The sequence below is a fragment of the Agrobacterium tumefaciens genome, assembly GCF_017726655.1.
Classification (GTDB): Bacteria; Pseudomonadota; Alphaproteobacteria; order Rhizobiales; family Rhizobiaceae; genus Agrobacterium; species Agrobacterium tumefaciens_B.
Window position 1 is genome coordinate 571,627 of the sequence record NZ_CP072309.1, and the last position, 19,393, is coordinate 591,019.

16 protein-coding genes are annotated in these 19,393 nt (G+C 59.7%); 11 read left to right on the forward strand and 5 right to left on the reverse strand.

What is annotated here, in order from left to right; genetic code table 11:
• Window positions 1-51 precede the first annotated feature (51 nt).
• From AT6N2_RS16740 to AT6N2_RS16750, 3 genes are all read left to right on the forward strand, one after another.
• Window positions 52-957 (forward strand): UTP--glucose-1-phosphate uridylyltransferase, encoded by a 906-nt coding sequence (locus AT6N2_RS16740; protein WP_209090307.1) that lies wholly within the window; start codon window positions 52-54, stop codon window positions 955-957.
• 107 nt (window positions 958-1,064) lie between these two features.
• Complete coding sequence (locus tag AT6N2_RS16745; protein ID WP_209090309.1) at window positions 1,065-3,413, forward strand: polysaccharide biosynthesis tyrosine autokinase; 2,349 nt, start codon at window positions 1,065-1,067, stop codon at window positions 3,411-3,413.
• 289 nt (window positions 3,414-3,702) lie between these two features.
• The gene (locus AT6N2_RS16750; protein ID WP_209090311.1) at window positions 3,703-4,647 is read left to right on the forward strand and encodes a 2-hydroxyacid dehydrogenase; all 945 of its coding nucleotides are present in this window, start codon (window positions 3,703-3,705) and stop codon (window positions 4,645-4,647) included.
• 66 nt (window positions 4,648-4,713) lie between these two features.
• Here AT6N2_RS16750 and AT6N2_RS16755 read toward each other — a convergent pair whose 3' ends face one another.
• On the reverse strand, window positions 4,714-7,689 hold the full coding sequence (locus tag AT6N2_RS16755) for a PAS domain-containing protein (RefSeq protein WP_209090313.1): 2,976 nt from the start codon (window positions 7,687-7,689) through the stop codon (window positions 4,714-4,716).
• A gap of 364 nt (window positions 7,690-8,053) precedes the next feature.
• On the opposite strand from AT6N2_RS16755, the gene AT6N2_RS16760 reads away from it, so the two are divergent.
• From AT6N2_RS16760 to AT6N2_RS16770, 3 genes are all read left to right on the forward strand, one after another.
• A complete protein-coding gene (locus AT6N2_RS16760; RefSeq protein ID WP_063947126.1) occupies window positions 8,054-9,052 on the forward strand; it encodes an ABC transporter substrate-binding protein in 999 nt (332 codons plus the stop codon).
• Between the two features lie 212 nt (window positions 9,053-9,264).
• Window positions 9,265-10,152: an ABC transporter permease gene (locus AT6N2_RS16765; protein WP_063947125.1), complete on the forward strand. Its 888-nt coding sequence runs from the start codon at window positions 9,265-9,267 to the stop codon at window positions 10,150-10,152.
• On the forward strand, window positions 10,145-11,206 hold the full coding sequence (locus AT6N2_RS16770) for a quaternary amine ABC transporter ATP-binding protein (RefSeq protein WP_209090315.1): 1,062 nt from the start codon (window positions 10,145-10,147) through the stop codon (window positions 11,204-11,206). Before AT6N2_RS16765 ends, AT6N2_RS16770 begins: the two co-directional genes overlap by 8 nt.
• Here the strand turns inward: AT6N2_RS16770 and AT6N2_RS16775 are convergent.
• The gene (locus AT6N2_RS16775) at window positions 11,198-12,427 is read right to left on the reverse strand and encodes a TIGR03862 family flavoprotein (RefSeq protein ID WP_209090316.1); all 1,230 of its coding nucleotides are present in this window, start codon (window positions 12,425-12,427) and stop codon (window positions 11,198-11,200) included. The two genes, AT6N2_RS16770 and AT6N2_RS16775, sit on opposite strands and share 9 nt — an antisense overlap.
• 68 nt (window positions 12,428-12,495) lie before the next feature.
• Here AT6N2_RS16775 and AT6N2_RS16780 point away from each other — a divergent pair, with 68 nt between their 5' ends.
• From AT6N2_RS16780 to AT6N2_RS16790, 3 genes are read left to right on the forward strand one after another with little or no spacing between them, the layout of a single operon-like run.
• A complete protein-coding gene (locus tag AT6N2_RS16780) occupies window positions 12,496-13,083 on the forward strand; it encodes an IMPACT family protein (RefSeq protein WP_209090317.1) in 588 nt (195 codons plus the stop codon).
• Window positions 13,084-13,122: 39 nt separating this feature from the next.
• Window positions 13,123-13,791, forward strand: coding sequence for a pseudouridine synthase (locus AT6N2_RS16785; protein WP_209090318.1), 669 nt, complete (start codon window positions 13,123-13,125; stop codon window positions 13,789-13,791).
• Window positions 13,792-13,799: 8 nt separating this feature from the next.
• Window positions 13,800-14,426, forward strand: a complete 627-nt coding sequence (locus tag AT6N2_RS16790) for a class I SAM-dependent methyltransferase (RefSeq protein ID WP_209090319.1) — start codon at window positions 13,800-13,802, stop codon at window positions 14,424-14,426.
• Here the strand turns inward: AT6N2_RS16790 and AT6N2_RS16795 are convergent, their stop codons facing one another.
• Window positions 14,427-14,612 carry a hypothetical protein gene (locus tag AT6N2_RS16795; RefSeq protein ID WP_063947119.1) on the reverse strand — a complete coding sequence of 62 codons (186 nt, stop codon included), beginning with the start codon at window positions 14,610-14,612 and terminating at the stop codon, window positions 14,427-14,429.
• Between the two features lie 183 nt (window positions 14,613-14,795).
• Between AT6N2_RS16795 and AT6N2_RS16800 the strand changes: the two genes are divergently transcribed.
• Window positions 14,796-16,025 carry a PQQ-dependent sugar dehydrogenase gene (locus AT6N2_RS16800; RefSeq protein WP_209090320.1) on the forward strand — a complete coding sequence of 410 codons (1,230 nt, stop codon included), beginning with the start codon at window positions 14,796-14,798 and terminating at the stop codon, window positions 16,023-16,025.
• Between the two features lie 86 nt (window positions 16,026-16,111).
• Window positions 16,112-17,128 carry a DNA topoisomerase IB gene (locus AT6N2_RS16805; RefSeq protein ID WP_209090321.1) on the forward strand — a complete coding sequence of 339 codons (1,017 nt, stop codon included), beginning with the start codon at window positions 16,112-16,114 and terminating at the stop codon, window positions 17,126-17,128.
• Between the two features lie 4 nt (window positions 17,129-17,132).
• Here AT6N2_RS16805 and AT6N2_RS16810 read toward each other — a convergent pair whose 3' ends face one another.
• Both AT6N2_RS16810 and AT6N2_RS16815 read right to left on the reverse strand, forming a co-directional pair.
• The gene (locus AT6N2_RS16810; protein WP_144578568.1) at window positions 17,133-17,855 is read right to left on the reverse strand and encodes a response regulator transcription factor; all 723 of its coding nucleotides are present in this window, start codon (window positions 17,853-17,855) and stop codon (window positions 17,133-17,135) included.
• Between the two features lies 1 nt (window position 17,856).
• Window positions 17,857-19,092, reverse strand: a complete 1,236-nt coding sequence (locus AT6N2_RS16815) for a GAF domain-containing sensor histidine kinase (protein WP_209090323.1) — start codon at window positions 19,090-19,092, stop codon at window positions 17,857-17,859.
• Window positions 19,093-19,393: the final 301 nt, after the last annotated feature.

Genomic DNA, 19,393 nt, shown 5'->3' on the forward strand with positions numbered 1-19,393 from the left:
ATGTCTGCGCGGGGACTGGGGACAGATGAAACCTTGATGAAGGAGAACGCGATGGACCTGAACAAAACTGTCAGAAAAGCCGTCATTCCGGTAGCCGGCAACGGCACGCGGTTTTTGCCCGCCACCAAGGCGATGCCGAAGGAAATGCTGACGATCGTGGATCGTCCGGTCGTGCAATATGCTGTCGATGAAGCCATGCAGGCCGGCATCGAGCACATTATTTTCGTCACGAGCCGCAACAAGACCGCCATCGAAGACTATTTCGACAGCGCGCCGGAACTCATCAATACGCTGACCCGCTCCGGCAAGACCGTGCAGGTGTTGCAGCTGGAAAAGATGCTGCCCGTTGCAGGGACGGTCAGCTACACCCGCCAGCAAGTTCCGCTCGGTCTCGGCCACGCCGTCTGGTGCGCGCGCGAACTGGTGGGCAAGGAGCCATTTGCCCTGCTGCTGCCTGACATGGTCTCCTATGGCGCGCGCGGCTGCATTGCCGGTCTGATGGAGCTTTATGACGAAGTCGGTGGCAATATTCTCGGTGTGGAGGAATGCCTGCCGGAAGAAGTCTCTTCCTATGGCGTCGTCGGCGTCGGCCAGAAGGTCAACCACGGCTTTGCCGTCACCGAAATGGTCGAGAAGCCGGAACCATCCAAGGCGCCGTCGAATTATTACCTGAATGGCCGCTATATTCTGCAGCCGGAAATCTTCGATATTCTCGCCAAGCAGGAGCGTGGCGCGGGCAATGAAATTCAGTTGACCGATGGCATGAAACATCTTGCGGAAAAACAGCCGTTCCACGCGCAGAAATATTCGGGCCGCACCTTTGATTGCGGCAGCAAGCAGGGGTTCATTGCCGCCAACGTCGCCTTTTCGCTGATGCGGGCGGACATGGAAGCACAGGTTCTCGCTTCGGTGAAGGAACTGGTGGCGAACCACGAAAGCCGCGTACAGGCGGCCTGACTTTAATCGCGCCGCCGGGGAGGCGGCCGGCGCACCAATAACGGGAGGCGGGAAGGCGAGTGTTGCTCGGCTTCCCGCGTACCATTTTTAATTCACAAGGTAGGTCCATGCACCACAAGACCTTTAAATCCAATATTGGTTTTCCGGAATCCGGCAAGGATTCCGATACGTTTATCGACCTCGACCGCCTGTGGGCCGCCGTGGTGCGCCGCGCCAATGTCATTGCCGCCTCCGTCATTGCCGCTGTGGTCCTCGCCGGCCTCTATCTGGTATTCGCGACCCCTGTTTACACCGCGATGACGCAGGTGCTGCTCGATGAAAGCCTCTCGCGTTACGCCGAAGAGGAATCGCCGGTGCCCGCCGCCCAGATCGTCGACAACCGCATCGCCAGCGCCGTGGAAATCCTGAAATCCAAGGAAATGGCGCTGACCGTCGTCGACAAGGCCAAGCTTGACGAGAACGACACGATCGTCAATCCAGCGATGTCCCCGGTCGAACTCGTCAAATCCTCCGTTCGGGGCATCCTCGACCTCGTGCTGCCGGGCGACCCGCCAGTCTCCGAAGCCGCAATCCGCGCCGGACGGCGGGAAAAAGCCGCCGCCGTGCTGCAGCAGTCGCTGACGGTGGAACGTGTCGGCCGCAGCTCGGTCATCGCCATTTCCACGCGTTCGACAGATCGTCAGCTGGCCGCGCAGATCGCCAAGACCTATGCGCAGGCCTATCTCACCGAACAGCTGAACGCCAATTTCGACGCCAGTGAACGTGCTTCTGTCTGGCTGCAGGAACGTCTGACCGACCTCAATCAGCGCGCCCAGGCAGCGGAACTCGCGGTTCAGAAATTCCGGTCCGACAACAATATCGTATCGTCACGCGGCGAACTGATGTCGGAAAGCCAGCTTGCCGATCTCAATGGCCAGCTGATTTCTGCGCAGGCGGATGCAGCCACGGCATCTGCCCGTTACAATCAATATAAATCGATCATCGACCGTGGACCGGAAACAGCCGTCGACAACGCCGTTGTCTCGGCCCGCGACACCGACAATTCGGTCATTCAGGATCTTCGCAAGCGTTACATTACCATTTCCGACCGGCAGCGCGGCATCGTCCAGCAGTTCGGCGCCGATCATCCGCAGGCGACCGCGCTCGAAGCGGAAAAGAAGGAAGTATCGCAGCAGATTTTCCAGGAGTTGCAGCAGCTGACCGGCAGCTTCAAGAACGAATATGACGTCGCCAATTCGCGCGTTCAGTCATTGCGCGACAGCATCGATAAGGTGGCTGGCCGAAATTCGGCAGCCAATATCACCATGGTGCAGCTGCGCGAGCTTGAGCAGCGGGCGACGGCACTGCGCACCCTCTATCAGTCCTATCTCGGACGCTTCGAAGAGGCTTCGCAGAAGCAGTCGCTACCGATCGCCAAGGCCCGCATCATCTCCGAAGCCGGCCTGCCGACATCCCCTTCCAGCCCGAAAAAGACCATGACCATGGCGCTTTCAGTGGTTCTGGGCCTGATGCTCGGTGGCGGCATTGCCGCACTTCTGGAGTTCCGGGACCGCTTCTTCCACACTGGCAACGACGTGCGTGACAATCTGCGCATGCGCTTTCTGGGTTACCTTCCCTTCATTGGTGAACGCGGCGTCGAAAATGCCAAAACAGGCAATAGCGCCGCCACTCCTGGCGGAGAAAACGCAACACTTGACGAAAGCGGTCAGGTCTCGTTCCAGAAAATGCTGCGCCTTGCGGTCGACAGCCCGCGCTCCAGCTTCGCGGAGACGCTGCGCAACGTGAAGCTCACGGCCGATGTCGTCATTCAGGAACGCCAGTGCCGGGTCATCGGCGTCATTTCCTGCCTGCCAAACGAGGGCAAGTCGGTCGTGGCGCTCAATCTCGCCGGCCTGATCGCCTCGACCGGTAAGCGCACGCTTGTCGTGGATGCCGATATCCGCAACCCCGGCCTTAGCCGCATGCTGACGACACGCCAATCCGCCGGACTGGTGGAAGTGGTGCTCGATGAAGTTCCGTGGACGCAGGCGGTAAAGGTGGATACCCGCACGAAAATGGGCATCCTGCCGGTTTCGACCAGCAACCAGTTCGCCCATTCGAGCGAGTTGCTCTCCTCGTCCGGCATGCGCAAATTCATCGACTCCGCCCGCGAGGCCTGCGATTACATCATCGTTGACCTTGCCCCCGTGGTTCCCGTCATCGATGCCAAGGCCTTTGCGCCGCAGGTGGATGGCTTTGTCTTCGTCACCGAATGGGGCAAGACGCCAATCCAGATGGTGCAGAACCTGATGGCCAACGAGCCGCAGATCGCCAACAAAACGCTCGGCATCGTGCTCAACAAGACGGACATGACGGAACTTCAGCGCTACGCCGGCCCCGGTGGTTCGGAGCATTATCACGAGAAATTCTCGGCCTATTACGGCGACGCAAAACCGCCGGTTAAGGAAGATGCCTGATCATGAAACGGCCCGGTGAAGAGCGGGCTGTCGACACGAAGGCAACTCGGGAACTGGGCGATCCAGCAAACTTACCATCCCACGCCGTCACCCCGGCCTTCGAGCCGGGGAACAGCCATCCAAGTCGTTGGCTGAGGAGAACCTGTACGTCTGGCAGGCGCGCGTCGGCTGGACGCCGATCGCGTCCGGGGTGACGGGAGAAACGTAAAATCCCGCCTGTGGCCTATGCATTTCTTCCAAAATTGCGCATTGATGGCGTGCCATCAAAATCGCAAGCAGGACCAATGCCATGCCATCACCTATCGCCTTTGTTTCACGGATGAATGCGGAAACGGAAACCGTGTGGAAACAGGCGCTGCGCGCCGCAATGCCGCAGGAGGTGATCCTCTCCTTTTCAGAATTAACGGACGAGCAAAGGCGGGTCGTGGATTTTGCCATCGTCGCCAATCCAGATCCGGCCGATATCGCGGCCCTTCCCGGCCTGACCTGGATTCATAGCCTCTGGGCGGGCGTCGAGCGGCTGGTGCTGGAATTGGGAGAAAAGGCGCCGCCTATCGTCCGGCTTAAAGACCCGGAGCTTTCCCGCGTCATGGCCGAAGCAGTGCTTGCATGGACCTATTATCTACAGCGCGACATGCCCGCCTACCGCGAGAACCAGCAAAAAGCATTGTGGCAGGAGCTGGACTACCGCCATCCCGCCGAGACGACAGTTGGGCTCCTCGGTCTCGGTGCGCTTGGCATGGCGGCTGCGGACCGTCTCATCCATGCCGGTTTTAATGTTTCCGGCTGGAGCCGATCGGAAAAGGCGATCCCAGGTGTGGAAACCCTGAATGGAGACGATGGCCTTCAGGCATTGTTGGAAAAAAGCGATATTCTCGTCTGCCTCGTCCCGCTTACGGACGCAACGCGCGGCCTTCTCAACGCCGACCGTCTGGCAGCAATGAAACCGCGAGCAGCCGTGATCAATTTCGCCCGCGGCGCGGTGATCGTCGCGGATGACCTGATTGCAGCGCTCGATTCCGGCAGACTGTCCCACGCGGTACTCGATGTATTCGAGCAGGAACCGCTGCCCGTGGACTCACCATTCTGGCATCACCCGAAAGTCACCGCCCTGCCGCATATCTCTGCGCCGACAAGCCGTGAAAGTTCGGCACGGATCGTTGCGGGCAATGTCCGCGCCTGGCGGGAAAGCGGCAAACTTCCAGAAACCGTCGATATGGCTCGCGGTTACTAGGGCACGCCCCGCACGCAGGGGGCGTCCCGCTTCTGCGATCCGAGCCGGGCCGCGACGGCTGGCGGCTTACTCCGCCAGCTCGCTTTTTGTGCTGTGTGCCTGTCGGACTGCCGAAACGATTTGTTGTTCGTCGTAGGGCTTTGTCAGGAGCACGGCATTTTCGGGCGCACCCTCAGGCAGGTTGCTGTCGCCGGTCGCAAACACGACGGCTAGCCCCGGTCTGCGGCGCAGGGCCTCCACTGCCAGCTCACCCCCCATCATGTCGGGCAGGCCAAGATCGGTAACGAGAACGTCAACGCGGTCCGCCTCGATCACCTGAAGCGCCTCAGCGGCATTTCCGGCTTCGATGACGGCAAAGCCGCTATCCGACAGCATCTCCGTCGAGTTCATCCGGATCAGTTCATCATCCTCGACCAGAAGAACCCGTACTGACCGGTTTTCCTTCTCCGCTGCGCCGGGGAGTCCCGACGATTTCGCGTGACCCGGCGCGGCGGCCGGCCGCGCTCTTGCCAGGGAAACCTGCTTGCGGTTGGCGATGACATGGCGAATGCGCCGTGCCAGCGCTTCGCGCGTATACGGCTTGGAGAGAAGCTCGACCCCGGCATCCAGCTTGCCGCCGTGGACGATGGAGTTTTCGGTGTAACCCGAGGTGAAGAGAACGGCGAGATTGGGCAGCCGTTCCTGTGCGCGGCGGGCCATTTCCCTGCTTTTCAGAGGCCCCGGCATGACCACGTCGGTGAAAATCACGTCGATCGGAATACCGCTTTCCACCACGGTCAAACCCGCCTGCGCATCGCGCGCCGTCAGCACCCGGTAGCCAAGGTCGCCAAGCGTCTCGACGACAGTGTTGCGCACCTCCTCGTCATCCTCGACCACCAGGATGGTCTCTGTTCCACCCTCGATGGGACCGGTCGGCATGACCACTTCCCTGTCCTCATCGGCAGCGGAGCGCGGCAGATACATCTTCACCGTCGTGCCCTGCCCTACCTCGCTGTAGATGTTGACGTGGCCGCTGGACTGTTTCGCAAAACCATAAACCATCGAAAGGCCAAGGCCCGTCCCCTTGCCCTCCGGTTTTGTCGAAAAGAACGGTTCAAACACCTTTTCGAGAACCTCCGGCGACATGCCGGAGCCGGTATCGGTGACGGCGAGCATCACATATTGTCCCGGCGAAACGTCCGAATGCTTGCGGGCATAATCGCGGTCGAGAACCGCATTTCCGACTTCGATTGTCAGTTTTCCGTGACCTTCCATGGCGTCGCGCGCATTGATCGCGAGATTGAGAAGGGCGTTCTCCACCTGGTTGGGGTCGGCATAGGTATTCCAGAGACCACCAGAGGTGATGACTTCCACCTCGATCGCCTCGCCGAGCGACCGGCGCAGCAGATCGTCCATGCCCGTGACGAAACGGGAAATGTTGATGACCCGCGGTTCCAGCGCCTGACGGCGGCCGAAGGCCAAAAGCTGGCTGGCGAGCTTCGCGCCCCGATGGACGCCCGCCAGCGCGTTCTCCAGCCGCCGTTCGGCGCGCTCATTGCCGATCACGTCCTTCGACAGCAGTTGCAGATTTCCGGCAATCACCTGAAGAAGATTGTTGAAATCATGCGCCACACCGCCGGTCAGCTGACCGATGGATTCCATCTTCTGCGACTGCAGCAGGGCTTTTTCCGCCTGGCGTCGCTCCGCCATTTCCGCCTCGACCCTGGCCTCAAGACCTTCATTCAATTGCCGAAGCTGCTCTTCCGCCCTGATTCGGTGGCGAATCTCGCGCTCGAGGTTGCTGGCATGTTCCTTGAGCGTATCCTCAGCCTGACGCTGTTCGGTGATGTCCGTGTGGACCCCCACCCATTCGGCAATCGCACCATTCTTATCAAAGATCGGAACCCCACGGATTGCAAACGTCCGATAGACGCCATCGTGACGGCGCACGCGGTGTTCCCAGATATAGGTCGACTTCTCGGCGACAGCCTTGTTCCAGCTATCCACCGACCCCTGCCGGTCGTCCGGATGCACGGCATCGGCCCAGCCAAAACCCTGGTATTCTTCAGCCGTCTGACCTGTCAACGCCGCCCAGGCAGGCTGTTCCCCCAGCATTCTGCCATCGGCACTGTTGGTCCAAAGCACCCCGTGCACCGCCTCCACCGCCGCCCGGAAACGGTTATTGCTGATGAGGATTTCCTGCTCGGACCGCTTGCGGTCTTCGATATCGATGATCAGAACATAGATCCCGTTGACGGAACCATCGGCGACGTAACGCGGCATATAGCGGATTTCGGCGGCGCGTGTTGTGCCATCCGGCCGGCGGATGACCGTGTCGGAGACGATGCTCTCACCGTTGAGCGCCCGATCGAGATAGGGTTTGCGCGCGGCAAAAAACTCTTCGCCGACGATATCGGGAACACTGTGGCCAATCACCTCATCGGCGCTACGGCCAAACCACTCCAGATAGCCATCATTGGCGAATTTATAGACGTAATTGCAGTCCACATACCCGACCAGAATGGGCAGTGCATTGGTCAGCCGGCTAAGCTCCAGGCGGCTCTGCTCCAGCGCTTCCAGCGCCCGCACCTTGTCAGTGTTTTCAAGCACGGTGCACAGAACGCCGTCGACTGTGCCGCCTTCATTGTAGATCGGCGTGTAGAACAGATCGAAGATCACCTCTTCCGGTGCGCCATGTCGCATCAGCGTCATCGGCTGGTCGCGGTAGGCCATGACCTCACCGCGAAAACCGGCTTCGAGAATACGGCTGTTCCAGTCCCAGATTTCCGGCCAGATGCCAGGCACCGTGCCGCCCAGCGCCTGCGGATGATAATTACCGGCGATCTCCGCATAGCCGTCATTGTAGATCATCACATGATCGCGGCCCCACATCAGCACCTGCGGAATGGGTGAATTGACGACGGAGTTGGCTTTTTGTCTCAGATTTTGTGGCCAGTCACAGATCGGACCGAGCGAGGTCTTCGACCAGTCGAAGCGGCGCACAAGCTCACCCGTTTCACCGCCGCCGATGGGCCATACCGGGGCAGCACGAAGATTGGTCATTCAACATCACCACAAAAATCGAGAGGAAATCTCCCGTAATACAGAATAGGAGAAAAGTCCAAGAGAACAGAAACTTCGTTGGTTTGTTCCCTGCTTTTTCAAAAAAATGAAAAAGTTCCATCGGTTTGAAAATTTCTTGGCGCTGCTGCTAATCAACCATTTATTTCAAAGCCTTCACGCCAGAATTTTTTCTCGAATACCCCTGCAATGGCGCCTTCTCCTCAGGGTGAGCATCCTCAATACGCCAGAAATTGCCGCAAACGGAATGGCGACAAACGAATTATTAAGCCTCAATAAGGGCGCTGGCGGTCGCGGTGCCGTCAGCGCCCGGGTCTTCGCCACACCGCGACCAGAGGGAACAACAATGAAAATACTTTTGGGTGCCACAATTCTTTCCGCAGGCTTCGCCTTTTCAGGCGGCGCAGCTTATGCTGCCGATTGCGGAAGCGTTACAATCGCCAGCATGAACTGGCAGTCGGCTGAAGTTGCCGCCAATCTGGACAAGTTCATCCTTGAGAAGGGCTACGGCTGCTCTGCCGAAATCGTCACCGGCGACACCGTTCCGACATTGACCTCCATGGCCGAGAAAGGCCAGCCTGATATCGCCCCTGAGGCTTGGGTCAGCCTGCAGCCGGAAATCGTCAAGCAGGGTCTCGAAGGTGGCAAGGTGGTCGCGGCCGCTAAAATCCTTTCGGACGGCGCTGTCCAGGGCTGGTGGATCCCGAAATATGTTGCCGAGGCCAATCCGGATCTGAAAACCATTCCTGACCTCTTCAAACATCCTGAACTTTTCCCGTCGCCGGAAGACAAATCCAAGGGCGCTGTTTTCAACGGCCCGCAGGGCTGGGGCGGCACCGTGGTTACTGCGCAGCTTTTCAAGGCGTTTGGCGGCGAAAAGGCCGGCTTTACGCTTGTCGACACCGGCTCTGCCGCCGGCCTCGATGGCTCTGTCGCCAAGGCCTATGAAGCAAAGCAGCCGTGGGTCGGCTACTACTGGGCTCCAACCTCACTGCTCGGCAAATATGAAATGGTAAAGCTCGGGTTCGGAACCGAATATGACGCGGCCGAATGGAAGCGCTGTACTTCGGTTGCCGATTGCGCCGATCCAAAGCCGAACGCCTGGCCGATCGACGACGTGCAGACACTGGTCAGCAAATCCTTTGCCGATCGTTCCGGCCCTGCCATGGATTACCTCAACAAGCGCGCCTGGACCAACGCCACCGTCAACAAGCTGATCGCCTGGATGACGGATAATCAGGCAACCGGCGAGGACGGCGCAAAGCATTTCCTGAAAGAGAACGAAGACCTCTGGAAGGGCTGGGTTTCTCCCGAAGTCGCTGAAAAGGTCAAGGCCGCCCTCTAAGAGCGCGTCCTTACATATCTGCCCGGTATCGGCGCCTGTCAACGGCGGCGCCGAGCCGTATCGGCTATCCCGGCTCTGGCGGGATCGCCGATACAGCGGGTTCAACAGAGTGTTCTGCCCGCGACTAGCCGGCACCCGACGCTCTGGCGATTTTACTCCCGAAGCGCGGAGGACGTTGGTCCCCGCCTCCGGTTCGTCATGGAGAACAGGATATGGAATGGCTTTTCAAATTTCCGACCATGAATGACGATTCTCTGCGCGCGCTGAAAAAAGTCATCGACGAAGGTTTCCGGGCTTTTACCCGAACCTATGGCGGCGCAATCGAGGGGCTGTTTACACCCCTTCAGAGCTTCCTCATCTGGGCGGAAAGGCTTTTGATCGGCGCGCCCTGGCCGGTCGTTATTCTTATTGTCGGCGCTCTTGCCTGGTTCGGCAGCCGCAGTGCCACCATTGTTTCGCTCTGTTGCGGCATTCTCTTCGCCATCGGCTGGTTCGGCATGTGGGAAGACACGATGAAGACGGTCTCGATGATCTTCGTCTGCGCGGTGCTGTCCATCGTCGTCGGGTTGCCGATCGGCATTGCCATGGCGCGTTCCAACCGCCTGCAGAACGTGATCAATCCCGTTCTCGACGTCATGCAGACGATGCCGAGTTTCGTCTATCTCATCCCCGTCGTGATGCTGCTTGGCATCGGCCGCGTGCCCGGCGTTATCGCCGTCGTCATTTACGCCATTCCGCCGATGATCCGTCTTACCAATCTCGGTATCCGCATGGTTGACCGCGATGTCCTGGAAGCGGCCGACGCCTTTGGTTCTTCCAATCGCCAGAAGCTCTTCAAGGTGCAGCTGCCGCTCGCTCTCCCTACGATCATGGCCGGCATCAACCAGACCATCATGATGGCGCTCGCCATGGTCGTCATCGCCTCCATGATCGGCGTCCAGGGTCTTGGCCAGCCGGTGCTGAAAGCCATCGCCAACCAGTATTTCACGCTCGGCGTCTTCAACGGGCTTGCCATTGTCGGCATCGCAATCATCTTCGACCGCATCAGCCAGGCCTATGGCCTTCGCCTGCAAAAACACCGGGAAGTGGCGCATGGCTAGTCAATCGATCGAAATTCGCAGCCTCTACAAGATCTTCGGCCCCAAGGCGGGGGACTATGTCGAACCCGTCAAAGCCGGCATGTCCAAGTCCGATCTCAACGCCAAACATGGTCATGTGCTCGGCCTGCGTGATATCAACATCACCATGCCGGGCGGGCAGATCACTGTCATCATGGGCCTTTCCGGCTCCGGCAAATCGACGCTGATCCGCCACGTCAACCGGCTGATCGACCCGACGGCCGGTGAAATCCTCTACGGCGGCAGCGATGTCTGCCGTCTGAATGAAGCGGATCTTCTGGAGTTTCGCCGACACAAGACGGCGATGGTCTTCCAGAAATTCGGCCTCCTGCCTCACCGAAACGTGCTGCAAAACGTTGTCTATGGCCTTGAGGTGCAGGGCGTCGACAAGCGTGAGCGCGAAGAAAGGGCAGAGGTCTGGATCAGGCGTGTGGGCCTCGAAGGTTTTTCGAACCATTATCCCAACCAGCTCTCCGGCGGCATGCAGCAGCGCGTCGGGCTCGCCCGCGCGCTGACCAACAACGCCGAAATCCTTCTCATGGACGAAGCATACTCGGCCCTCGATCCACTTATCCGCGTGGATATGCAGACGGTGCTGCTGGAACTGCAGAAGGAACTGAAGAAGACTGTCGTCTTCATCACCCACGATCTCGACGAAGCGCTGCGGCTCGGTGACAAAATCGCCATCCTGCGCGATGGCGAGATCATCCAGCAGGGCACCGCGGCCGAAATCGTCATGTCGCCCGCCGACAGCTATATCGAAGCCTTCGTGGAAGAGGTCAATCGCGGCCGCGTTATTCGCCTCGGCGCCGTCGTACAGCCGGAATTTGCCGGCCAGTCCCGCCTTCAGCTCGATGCGGACATGACGGTGGAAGAAGGCCTGCGCGCCCTCGTCCGGGAAAATGTCAGCAGCGCCACGGTCGTCGGGGAAAACGGCAAGACGCTTGGCGCCGTCACCACCGACGCCATCATGCGCTGCCTCGTCAGAACCGCACATGGCGAGGAGGCCGGCACGGCTGAACGTCTGTCAGGCTGAACCCTCAAGCCACGCGGCCATGCCCTTTGCAGCGGCCTTGCCGGTGGCGAAGCAGGCGGTCAAGAGATACCCCCCTGTCGGCGCTTCCCAGTCTAGCATTTCCCCGGCAGCAAAAATGCCGGGGAGCTTCTCCAGCATATAGTTCTGATCAAGGCCGCTCCATGCGATACCGCCAGCCGACGAGATTGCCTCGGCAATCGGTCTCGTCTCCAAAAGCGGTATCTCTGCATGCTTTATTCTCGCGGCGACAAACTCGTCCGGCATGGCGGCGATGTCGGGAAAGATTTCCCGCAGAAGCCCGACCTTCACGGCAGACAGGCCAGCCGCCTTACGCATGCGGTTTGCGAAACTTTCCTTCCTGACGAGCCTGCCCAGATCACGGCTAAGTCGTTCCACCGTACGTCCGGGCGCAAGATCAATCGTCAGCGACGCTTTGCCTGCTTCTTTCAACCGGTCTCGCAGGGCGGCGGAATGGGCATAGATCACGCTGCCCTCAATGCCGTGCTTCGTGATCACGAATTCGCCCTGAAAGGCCCCCGCCGGCGAAATGGTGACCGTGGATTTAACCGCTTCACCGGCAAAACGCTCACGGAAGACATCGCTCCAATCAACGTCAAAACCGCAATTGGCCGGGCGGAATGGAGCGAGCTCTACACCCCTGACCGCAAGCACCGGAACCCATGCGGCATCGGAGCCCAGACGCGGCCAGCTTGCGCCGCCAAGTGCCAAAAGAGTGACATCGGCCTTGACGGCAATCTCGCCCTCCGGTGTCGCGAAAACCAGCTGCTCGCGGGAAAAACCCGTCCAGCGGTGCCGCGTCCTGATGGTGACGCCTTGCGCCTCCAGCCGGGCAAGCCAGGCGCGCAGCAGCGGCGAAGCCTTCATCGCTTTGGGAAAGACCCGACCGGAGGTGCCGACAAAGGTGTCCTGCCCCAGACGCTCAACCCAGTTGCGCAGCATATCAGGCGTAAAATCATTAAGAGCGGCGCGCAGGCGTGGTTCCGCATCACCAAAGCGCTGGCGGAAACTGTCATAGCCTTCGGCATGGGTAATGTTGAGGCCAGATTTCCCGGCCATGAGCAATTTGCGCGCCACGGTCGGCATCGCCTCGAACACGGTCACGGCATGGCCGGCGGCTGAAAGCACTTCCGCCGCCATCAAGCCTGCCGGGCCGCCGCCGACGATGGCGACCTGCCTTGCCTCGCCCAAAACCCTCTCCATGCTTAGTTTCACTGTTCCGTGCCTTATACCGATTTCCGCGTGCGAATATATGCGATAATGAAACGTGCATGTTCACGCTCGACCGCCCCGTCACCTTTTCGCAGGATATCAAGAAAAGCCGCTTCCTCGCCTTTGCTGCACCCGTCACGAGCGAAGACGACGCGAAGACCTTTCTGGCAGCGCATTCCGATCCCGATGCGAACCATAATTGCTGGGCGTGGCGAAGCGGCCAGACCTATCGCTTCAGCGACGACGGCGAGCCGTCGGGCACGGCAGGCAAGCCGATCCTTCAGGCCATCGACGGTCAGGCGCTCGACAATGTCGCAGTCTTGGTCATCCGCTGGTTCGGCGGCATCCTGCTTGGCAGCGGCGGATTGATGCGCGCCTATGGCGGCACCGCGGCAGCGTGCCTGCGGCTTGGCGAAACCTCCCCTGTCATTGCCTATGTCAGCGCCACGTTAACCTGCCCATTTTCCGATCTGGCGCTGGTAAAATCGCGGCTTTCCGCGGCGCCGAACCTGCGGCTGGAAAAAGAAGACTTTACCGGCACGGGCGCGGATATGCTGCTCTCGGTTCCAGCCGAGGACGCTGAAAGGCTCACCCGGCTTCTCAGCGACCTTACGAGCGGCCGCGTCAACCTGCAAATTCCAGATTAGAGCGCCTGTCCGAGCCCGAAATTCATGTTATGGAAGCGCATGTCTTCAGAGCTATCGAACCCCGTTTACAACCCGCCGCTCGATCCATGGCTCACCATCGTGCACCGAGACAACGATCTGCTGGTGCTGGATAAGCAGAGCGGACTCCTCTCAGTGCCGGGGCGCGATCCTGCGCTTTCCGACAGCCTGATGACGCGCGTCCAAAAAGAGTTCCCGAAAGCGCTGATGATCAACCGCCTGGACAAGGACACATCTGGAATCGTGCTGATGTCCCTAAACCGCAAGGCCCATGCGGCAATTGCGTCACAGTTTGAAAACCGCCAGACGCGAAAATCCTACGTGGCAATTGTCTGGGGCGAGGTGAAGGGCGAGGAGGGTGAAGTGGACCTGCCACTTGCCATCGATCCCGAGAACAAACCGCGCCACCGGGTCGACCATGAAAATGGCAAGCCGGCGCAAAGCCTCTGGCGGGTGCTCGAGCGTTTGCCGCTTCCGGCAACCCGACTGGCGCTGACGCCTCTCACCGGCCGCACGCATCAATTGCGGGTCCACATGAAGGCACTTGGCCACCCCATTCTCGGCGACGACTTCTATGCCGAGGGGGATGCACGCATTGCCGCGCCGCGCCTCATGTTGCATGCACAGGAAGTCGGCTTCCGTCATCCCGATGGTCGTGGCGTCACCTACACCGTGGCCTGTCCGTTCTGAGGCCCGAGATGAAAGAACCGAACGAAAGCTTCGTGGTGGATTTCGTCGGCGGCGCGGTCGGACACCGCTTCCGCTCCGGCGAGGGGCGCGGGCAAGCCTTGCCCAAGGCCGCCGGTTTCACCAAAGGCCGCACCCCAAAGATCGTGGATGCCACGGCCGGGCTGGGGCGGGATGCCTTCCTGCTCGCATCGCTCGGAGCGGAGGTCACCCTTATCGAACGCTCGCCAGACATGCATGCGCATCTCACCGATGGTATCCGGCGCGCAACGGAGGCGGGCGGCGCCTACGCTGAGGCGGCAGCCCGCATGACATTGGTCCATGGGGATTCGCGGTATCTACTGAAGGAACTTTCACCCGAAGTGGTCATCGTCGACCCCATGCATCCTCCCCGCCACAATACGGCGCTGGTGAAAAAAGAAATGCGGGTGTTGAGGGAGCTCGTCGGGGCAGATCAGGATCAGGTGGAACTTATGGAGGCTGCGCTGGAGAATGCCACAAAACGCGTCGTCCTGAAATGGCCGTTGCGCGCAGATCCGATGCCGGGCATTCGCAAGCCCTCTCACCAGATAACGGGTAAAAACACCCGTTACGACGTCTTCATGATCTTTGGAAAATCCGTTGAGGACGATTGCTGATCAGCGAAAGTTCGGCTTACGCTGAGCATTCATCAGCAATTCATGGCGCGACGCGAAGTCACCGAATAACTTCCTCAGCCGCGATTCTTCAGCCTTATCGAGCCTGTAACGGCGGCAGAATTCCGCAACGTTCAGGATCGGTTTGGTCTGGTTCCCATCTATCGTCTTGTTGTCAATGATCTGCATGTCACCCTCCGTCTAACCGATGCCAAACGCGGCCAAAGGAATAGGGTTCCGTATGAATTCCTACGGGTTAGAAAAAGTGCGAGGGCTGCACACGCGATGATCAAGTTTTCTTGAAACTATCGAACGAAACGAATCCCTTCCCAGATGGTTTTTCGCAAGACCTTAACGAAGGAAGGGAGACCCATGTTCCATAAGACCCGATTTCTGAGCTCAACGATCCTGTGTGCCTTCTTTGCCTTGCCGCTTTCCGGGATCGCCCACGCCCAGACCGCTCCGGCTGCCGAAACGAAACGGCCGAATGCGCCGGATCAGAAACCGGCCTTTGAGGGACAGACACGCGCTCCCCAAGCCGCAAACCAGCCAAACGTGGAAAAAACCGTCGTTGCAGAGGGTCTGCCGCATCTCTGGTCCATGGAATTTCTGCCAGACGGTCGTATGATCGTTGCTGCCAAGGAAGGCGCCATGCATATCGTCGCAGATGGCAAGACGGGCCCGGCGCTGGAAGGTGTGCCTGAGGTTGCGTCCGACGGACAGGGCGGTCTTCTCGATATCGCGCTGGCGCCCGACTTCGAGACATCCCGTAAGATCTTCTTCTCCTTTTCCGAACCACGCGAGGGCGGCAACGGTACGTCCGTTGCCTCTGCGAGATTGAGTGAAGAGGGCGGTGCGGCAAAACTGGAGGATGTCTCGGTAATCTTCCGCCAGATGCCGACCTATGACGGCGACAAACATTTCGGCTCCCGCCTCGTCTTCGGCCCCAACAACGAGCTTTACGTCACTGTTGGCGAGCGGTCGGACGCAACGCCCCGCGTTCAGGCGCAGGATTTGTCGAGTGGTCTCGGCAAGGTTTTCCGCATCGATGCCAACGGCAAGGCATTTGAGGGCAATCCCTTCGCCGGCCAGCAGGACGCTCTGCCGGAAATTTGGAGCTATGGCCATCGCAACCTGCAATCGGCGGCCCTCGACGGCCAAGGCCGACTCTGGACCGTCGAGCATGGACCGAAGGGCGGCGATGAGTTGAACCTTCCAAAGGCAGGGCTGAACTATGGCTGGCCAGTCATCACCTATGGCATAGAATATAGCGGCGGCGAAGTGGGTGAAGGTATCACCGCCAAGGAAGGCATGGAGCAGCCCGTATACTATTGGGACCCCGTTATCGGCCCCTCCGGCATGGCCTTTTATGACGGTGACCAGATACCCGAATGGAAGGGCGCCTTCATCGTTGGCGGCCTGGTCAGCCAGGGTCTGGTCATCCTGCACATCGATGGCGACAAGGTTGCGACTGAAAGCCGACTGCCGCTGGAGGCGCGCATTCGCGATGTGAAAGTTGGCCCGGACGGCGCCGTCTATGCGGTGACCGAAGAGCGCGGCGGCGGCAACTCACAGATTTTGCGGATCGCCAGGGCCGGCTGATTAAACCCACAACAGGAAGACAGGCTGCCGGAACGAAGGTGGCCTGTTTTTCGTTTCCCGCAACCTCAAACGTGCCGGAAACAACCATGCCACAGCCGCCTACCCGTCTTCTTGCCAAACTCGGCCTTGCCTATGTCAACGATCAGGAACCGGGTATCGCTCGCGAAAAGCGCGGGCGTGGCTTCTGCTATCGCCTTCCGGGCGGCGAACTTCTTTCCGACAGCGTCGAACTGAAACGCATCAAGTCGCTGGGCGTGCCACCCGCTTACAGGGATGTCTGGATCTGCATTGATCCGGCCGGGCATCTTCAGGCAACCGGTTTCGACGCCCGGGGACGCAAGCAATATCGTTATCATCCCGACTGGCATGCGCTACGCGGAGAAACCAAATTCTTTCAGCTGAAAAGCTTCGGCAAGGCATTGCCCACCATCCGCCGTCGCGCGCTGGCGGACGTCGGAAAACAGGACCACGGGCAGGAGATGACGCTTGCCGCGCTCACACTGCTGCTCGACGCCGCCTATTTGCGCGTCGGCAACCGCTCCTATCTCGAAACCAACGGCACCTATGGCGCGACGACCCTGCTCAAGCGCCACGTGTCCTTTGGTGAGACAATCGAGTTGCGCTTTGCTGCCAAGGGCGGGCAGAAGGTGAAACGGCAGCTGCGTCATCCGCGCCTTCAGAAAATCCTCGAGGAGATCGCCGATCTTCCCGGCAAGGAGCTTTTCGTCTGGCAGGATAGCGAAAACCGGGTGCATTCCGTCGATTCCAGCGACCTCAACGCCTACCTCGCGCGCATTGGCGGCCAGGGCATTTCAGCCAAGACCTTCCGCACCTGGGGTGGAACACTCGCTGCCTTCTGCAATGCGATGGAACATGTGGCGGCGGGCGAAAAGCCGAGCATCAAGGGCATGTGCCAGGCAGCGGCGGCGGAGCTTTCAAACACACCGGCGATCTGCCGCAAGAGCTATGTGCATCCCGCCGTCCTCGACATCGCGACGGAAGAAAAGGCCCAGAAAAAGCTCAGCCGCATCTTGAAGGTCGGGGCAAAACCCGTCTCGGGCCTCAGGGCGGATGAAAGACGGCTGCTGGCCTTCCTCCCCTGATAACTCAACGGCTCCCCGCCCATTCCGACAGGTCTCGCTCAGCCCGTTCCAGCGCGCTGTAATTCAAAAGCTTGCGCAGGAATGCCACGGTAACGGCGCGCGTTCGAAGATTAAATCGGCCTTCCGCCTCCTCATCACCGGCCGCCTGATGCACGTTCAGCTTTTCGTAGAGGCTTTGCAGCCGGTTCTGCACGCTGCGCAGCGACAGGTTTCGGCGGCGCGCAATCGCCTTGTCGGTGAGGCCCAGCGCGACATCGATGAGGATTTCATATTCGGAATCGGTGAAACCGTGGGCCTTGCCGAGGCTCTTCTCCTGCAACCCGCGCACTTCCCGGTCGATCACGCATTGCGCCTCGATGAAGATGCTCCTGAGCGCTAGCCGCAGGCGATCGTCGGAAGCAGATTTCAGCACATAGCCATAGGCGGCACCTTCGGGCACAATGCGGGAAACGCCGCGTACATAGGCTTCATCCGAATAGTTCGACCAGAAAAGAATGCGCGTATCAGGCCGCTCCTTCCAGATGGTACGCGCCGCCTCGATGCCGTTGCGCTCGTTCATCTGCAAATCCATGACGATGTGAGCCGCCCGATTTTCGCGCGCGAGCTTCTCGCCCGCCCTGCCATTTGCGGCCTCCAGAACATTGTCGCATTCCGGCAGCGCCGCCCTCACGGCCTCACTCAGATAGGCGCGGTGCAGCACATCGTCCTCAACGATCAGCACGTCCATGTCAAACATCCTCCCGGGCATCGAAAGCACCTCGCGGCAGCGTAACAGTGATGCGGGTGCCCGCTCCGGCTTCATTGCCGGAAATATCAAAACGGGCCGAAATCAGCCGTGCCCTTGTCTTCATATTGCCAATGCCGAGACCGCCGGAGGCAGCATTGTCACCGCCGCCATTGCCGTCATCGCTCACGGTCACCCTCAACCCGCCATCAACCGCGGAGAGCGTCACGGCAATCGTATCCGGCTGGGCATGCCTGATGGCGTTGTTGACCGCCTCCTGTACGATGCGGAACAGCGAGATCGCCACCGTCTTGTCGAGCCTCTCCACCAGGCCGTCGGTCTCATCGGTGACAGACCACTTTATAACCGAGCCGCTATCGCGCACGGAGCGGTCGACATAGGTCTCGATTGCCTCAACGACCCCGAACAACTGCAGGATCGAGGGTTTTGCTTCCTCGATGATCTCGCGCAGGTCCTGCATGCAATGTTGAAGGCTCCGGACAACCGGTTCCAGCATATCGCCCGACATATCCGCCGAATGGCTCATGCGCTCGATACGTCGCGCCAGCCTCGTCAGATCGGCCAGAGTCTGGTCATGCAGGTCCATGCCGATCCGCTGACGTTCGGCCTCGAGAGCCTCCGTCAATTGCAGGGCGCCGAGGCGAAGTCCTTCTTCGCGAGCATTGGCACGCGCCTCCTCGATGGCTGAACGTTTCGCCTGCTCGGCGGCGCGGATGGCATAGAAATAGGGTGCCAGCAGATCCGCCACTGCGCGCGCATTGGCCACGTCCTCCATCGTATAGGCATTGGCTCGATGGCATGAGCAGCTGAGCGCACCAATGATATCGCCGTGCACCTTCATCGGAACATGCAGACGGCTATGCAGGTCGAGTTCATGGATGGGACTGGAAAAGGCGCCCTTGAAGTGAAATCGGGGATCGGCGCAGGCATCGCTGCTCAGAAGATGCTCGACCTCTCCGGACAGGAGGGAGCGGATGGGACTTCCGGTCAAAAGTGCAGGCGGGTGTTTGCTCCAGGCGCTGACAAGCCCGCTCTCATAGGCGATGTGGTACTTGTCATCCAGCTGTTTGATGCAAACATCCATGTGGTCATGCGGGATGATATGACTGATCTCGGTCGCAACCGCCTGAATAATGGCGTTGAATTCCAGCTGCCCGGCCAGCAGGCGCGAAATGCCCATGTAGTGATGAAAAAGCGCGCTTTTCGGCGTATCCAACATTTGCCGACGCCCTCCCAAGCGCCTGCCGAATCGACATCGGGCGGCGCAGGTTTAAGCACACTAGAGCGCCGCATCATCCATTCTGCGCCCGGAATGCCGTTTCGTCCTGCGGGTTCCCGCATGCTTTCTGCGGAAACCCGCAGTAAGATTGCCGTGATCCGCCTATACAAGCCAAATCTTATTGGTCATTCTTGCTTGTACTGGGGAACGGAGCTCCAGTGCAACGGGATTTCGTCTGCCGCCGAGGAGATTTGTGGCAGAGGAGGATTCCGGGACCCCGAAAGGGCAAGCCACCAGGGAG

What these genes read in the sequence shown, in the direction of transcription:
- AT6N2_RS16740 (WP_209090307.1), top strand. Translation starts at nt 52, where the DNA reads ATGGACCTGAACAAAACTGTCAGAAAAGCCGTCATTCCGGTAGCCGGC.
- AT6N2_RS16745 (WP_209090309.1), top strand. Translation starts at nt 1,065, where the DNA reads ATGCACCACAAGACCTTTAAATCCAATATTGGTTTTCCGGAATCCGGC.
- AT6N2_RS16750 (WP_209090311.1), top strand. Translation starts at nt 3,703, where the DNA reads ATGCCATCACCTATCGCCTTTGTTTCACGGATGAATGCGGAAACGGAA.
- AT6N2_RS16755 (WP_209090313.1), bottom strand. Translation starts at nt 7,689, where the DNA reads ATGACCAATCTTCGTGCTGCCCCGGTATGGCCCATCGGCGGCGGTGAA.
- AT6N2_RS16760 (WP_063947126.1), top strand. Translation starts at nt 8,054, where the DNA reads ATGAAAATACTTTTGGGTGCCACAATTCTTTCCGCAGGCTTCGCCTTT.
- AT6N2_RS16765 (WP_063947125.1), top strand. Translation starts at nt 9,265, where the DNA reads ATGGAATGGCTTTTCAAATTTCCGACCATGAATGACGATTCTCTGCGC.
- AT6N2_RS16770 (WP_209090315.1), top strand. Translation starts at nt 10,145, where the DNA reads ATGGCTAGTCAATCGATCGAAATTCGCAGCCTCTACAAGATCTTCGGC.
- AT6N2_RS16775 (WP_209090316.1), bottom strand. Translation starts at nt 12,427, where the DNA reads ATGGAGAGGGTTTTGGGCGAGGCAAGGCAGGTCGCCATCGTCGGCGGC.
- AT6N2_RS16780 (WP_209090317.1), top strand. Translation starts at nt 12,496, where the DNA reads ATGTTCACGCTCGACCGCCCCGTCACCTTTTCGCAGGATATCAAGAAA.
- AT6N2_RS16785 (WP_209090318.1), top strand. Translation starts at nt 13,123, where the DNA reads ATGTCTTCAGAGCTATCGAACCCCGTTTACAACCCGCCGCTCGATCCA.
- AT6N2_RS16790 (WP_209090319.1), top strand. Translation starts at nt 13,800, where the DNA reads ATGAAAGAACCGAACGAAAGCTTCGTGGTGGATTTCGTCGGCGGCGCG.
- AT6N2_RS16795 (WP_063947119.1), bottom strand. Translation starts at nt 14,612, where the DNA reads ATGCAGATCATTGACAACAAGACGATAGATGGGAACCAGACCAAACCG.
- AT6N2_RS16800 (WP_209090320.1), top strand. Translation starts at nt 14,796, where the DNA reads ATGTTCCATAAGACCCGATTTCTGAGCTCAACGATCCTGTGTGCCTTC.
- AT6N2_RS16805 (WP_209090321.1), top strand. Translation starts at nt 16,112, where the DNA reads ATGCCACAGCCGCCTACCCGTCTTCTTGCCAAACTCGGCCTTGCCTAT.
- AT6N2_RS16810 (WP_144578568.1), bottom strand. Translation starts at nt 17,855, where the DNA reads ATGGACGTGCTGATCGTTGAGGACGATGTGCTGCACCGCGCCTATCTG.
- AT6N2_RS16815 (WP_209090323.1), bottom strand. Translation starts at nt 19,092, where the DNA reads ATGTTGGATACGCCGAAAAGCGCGCTTTTTCATCACTACATGGGCATT.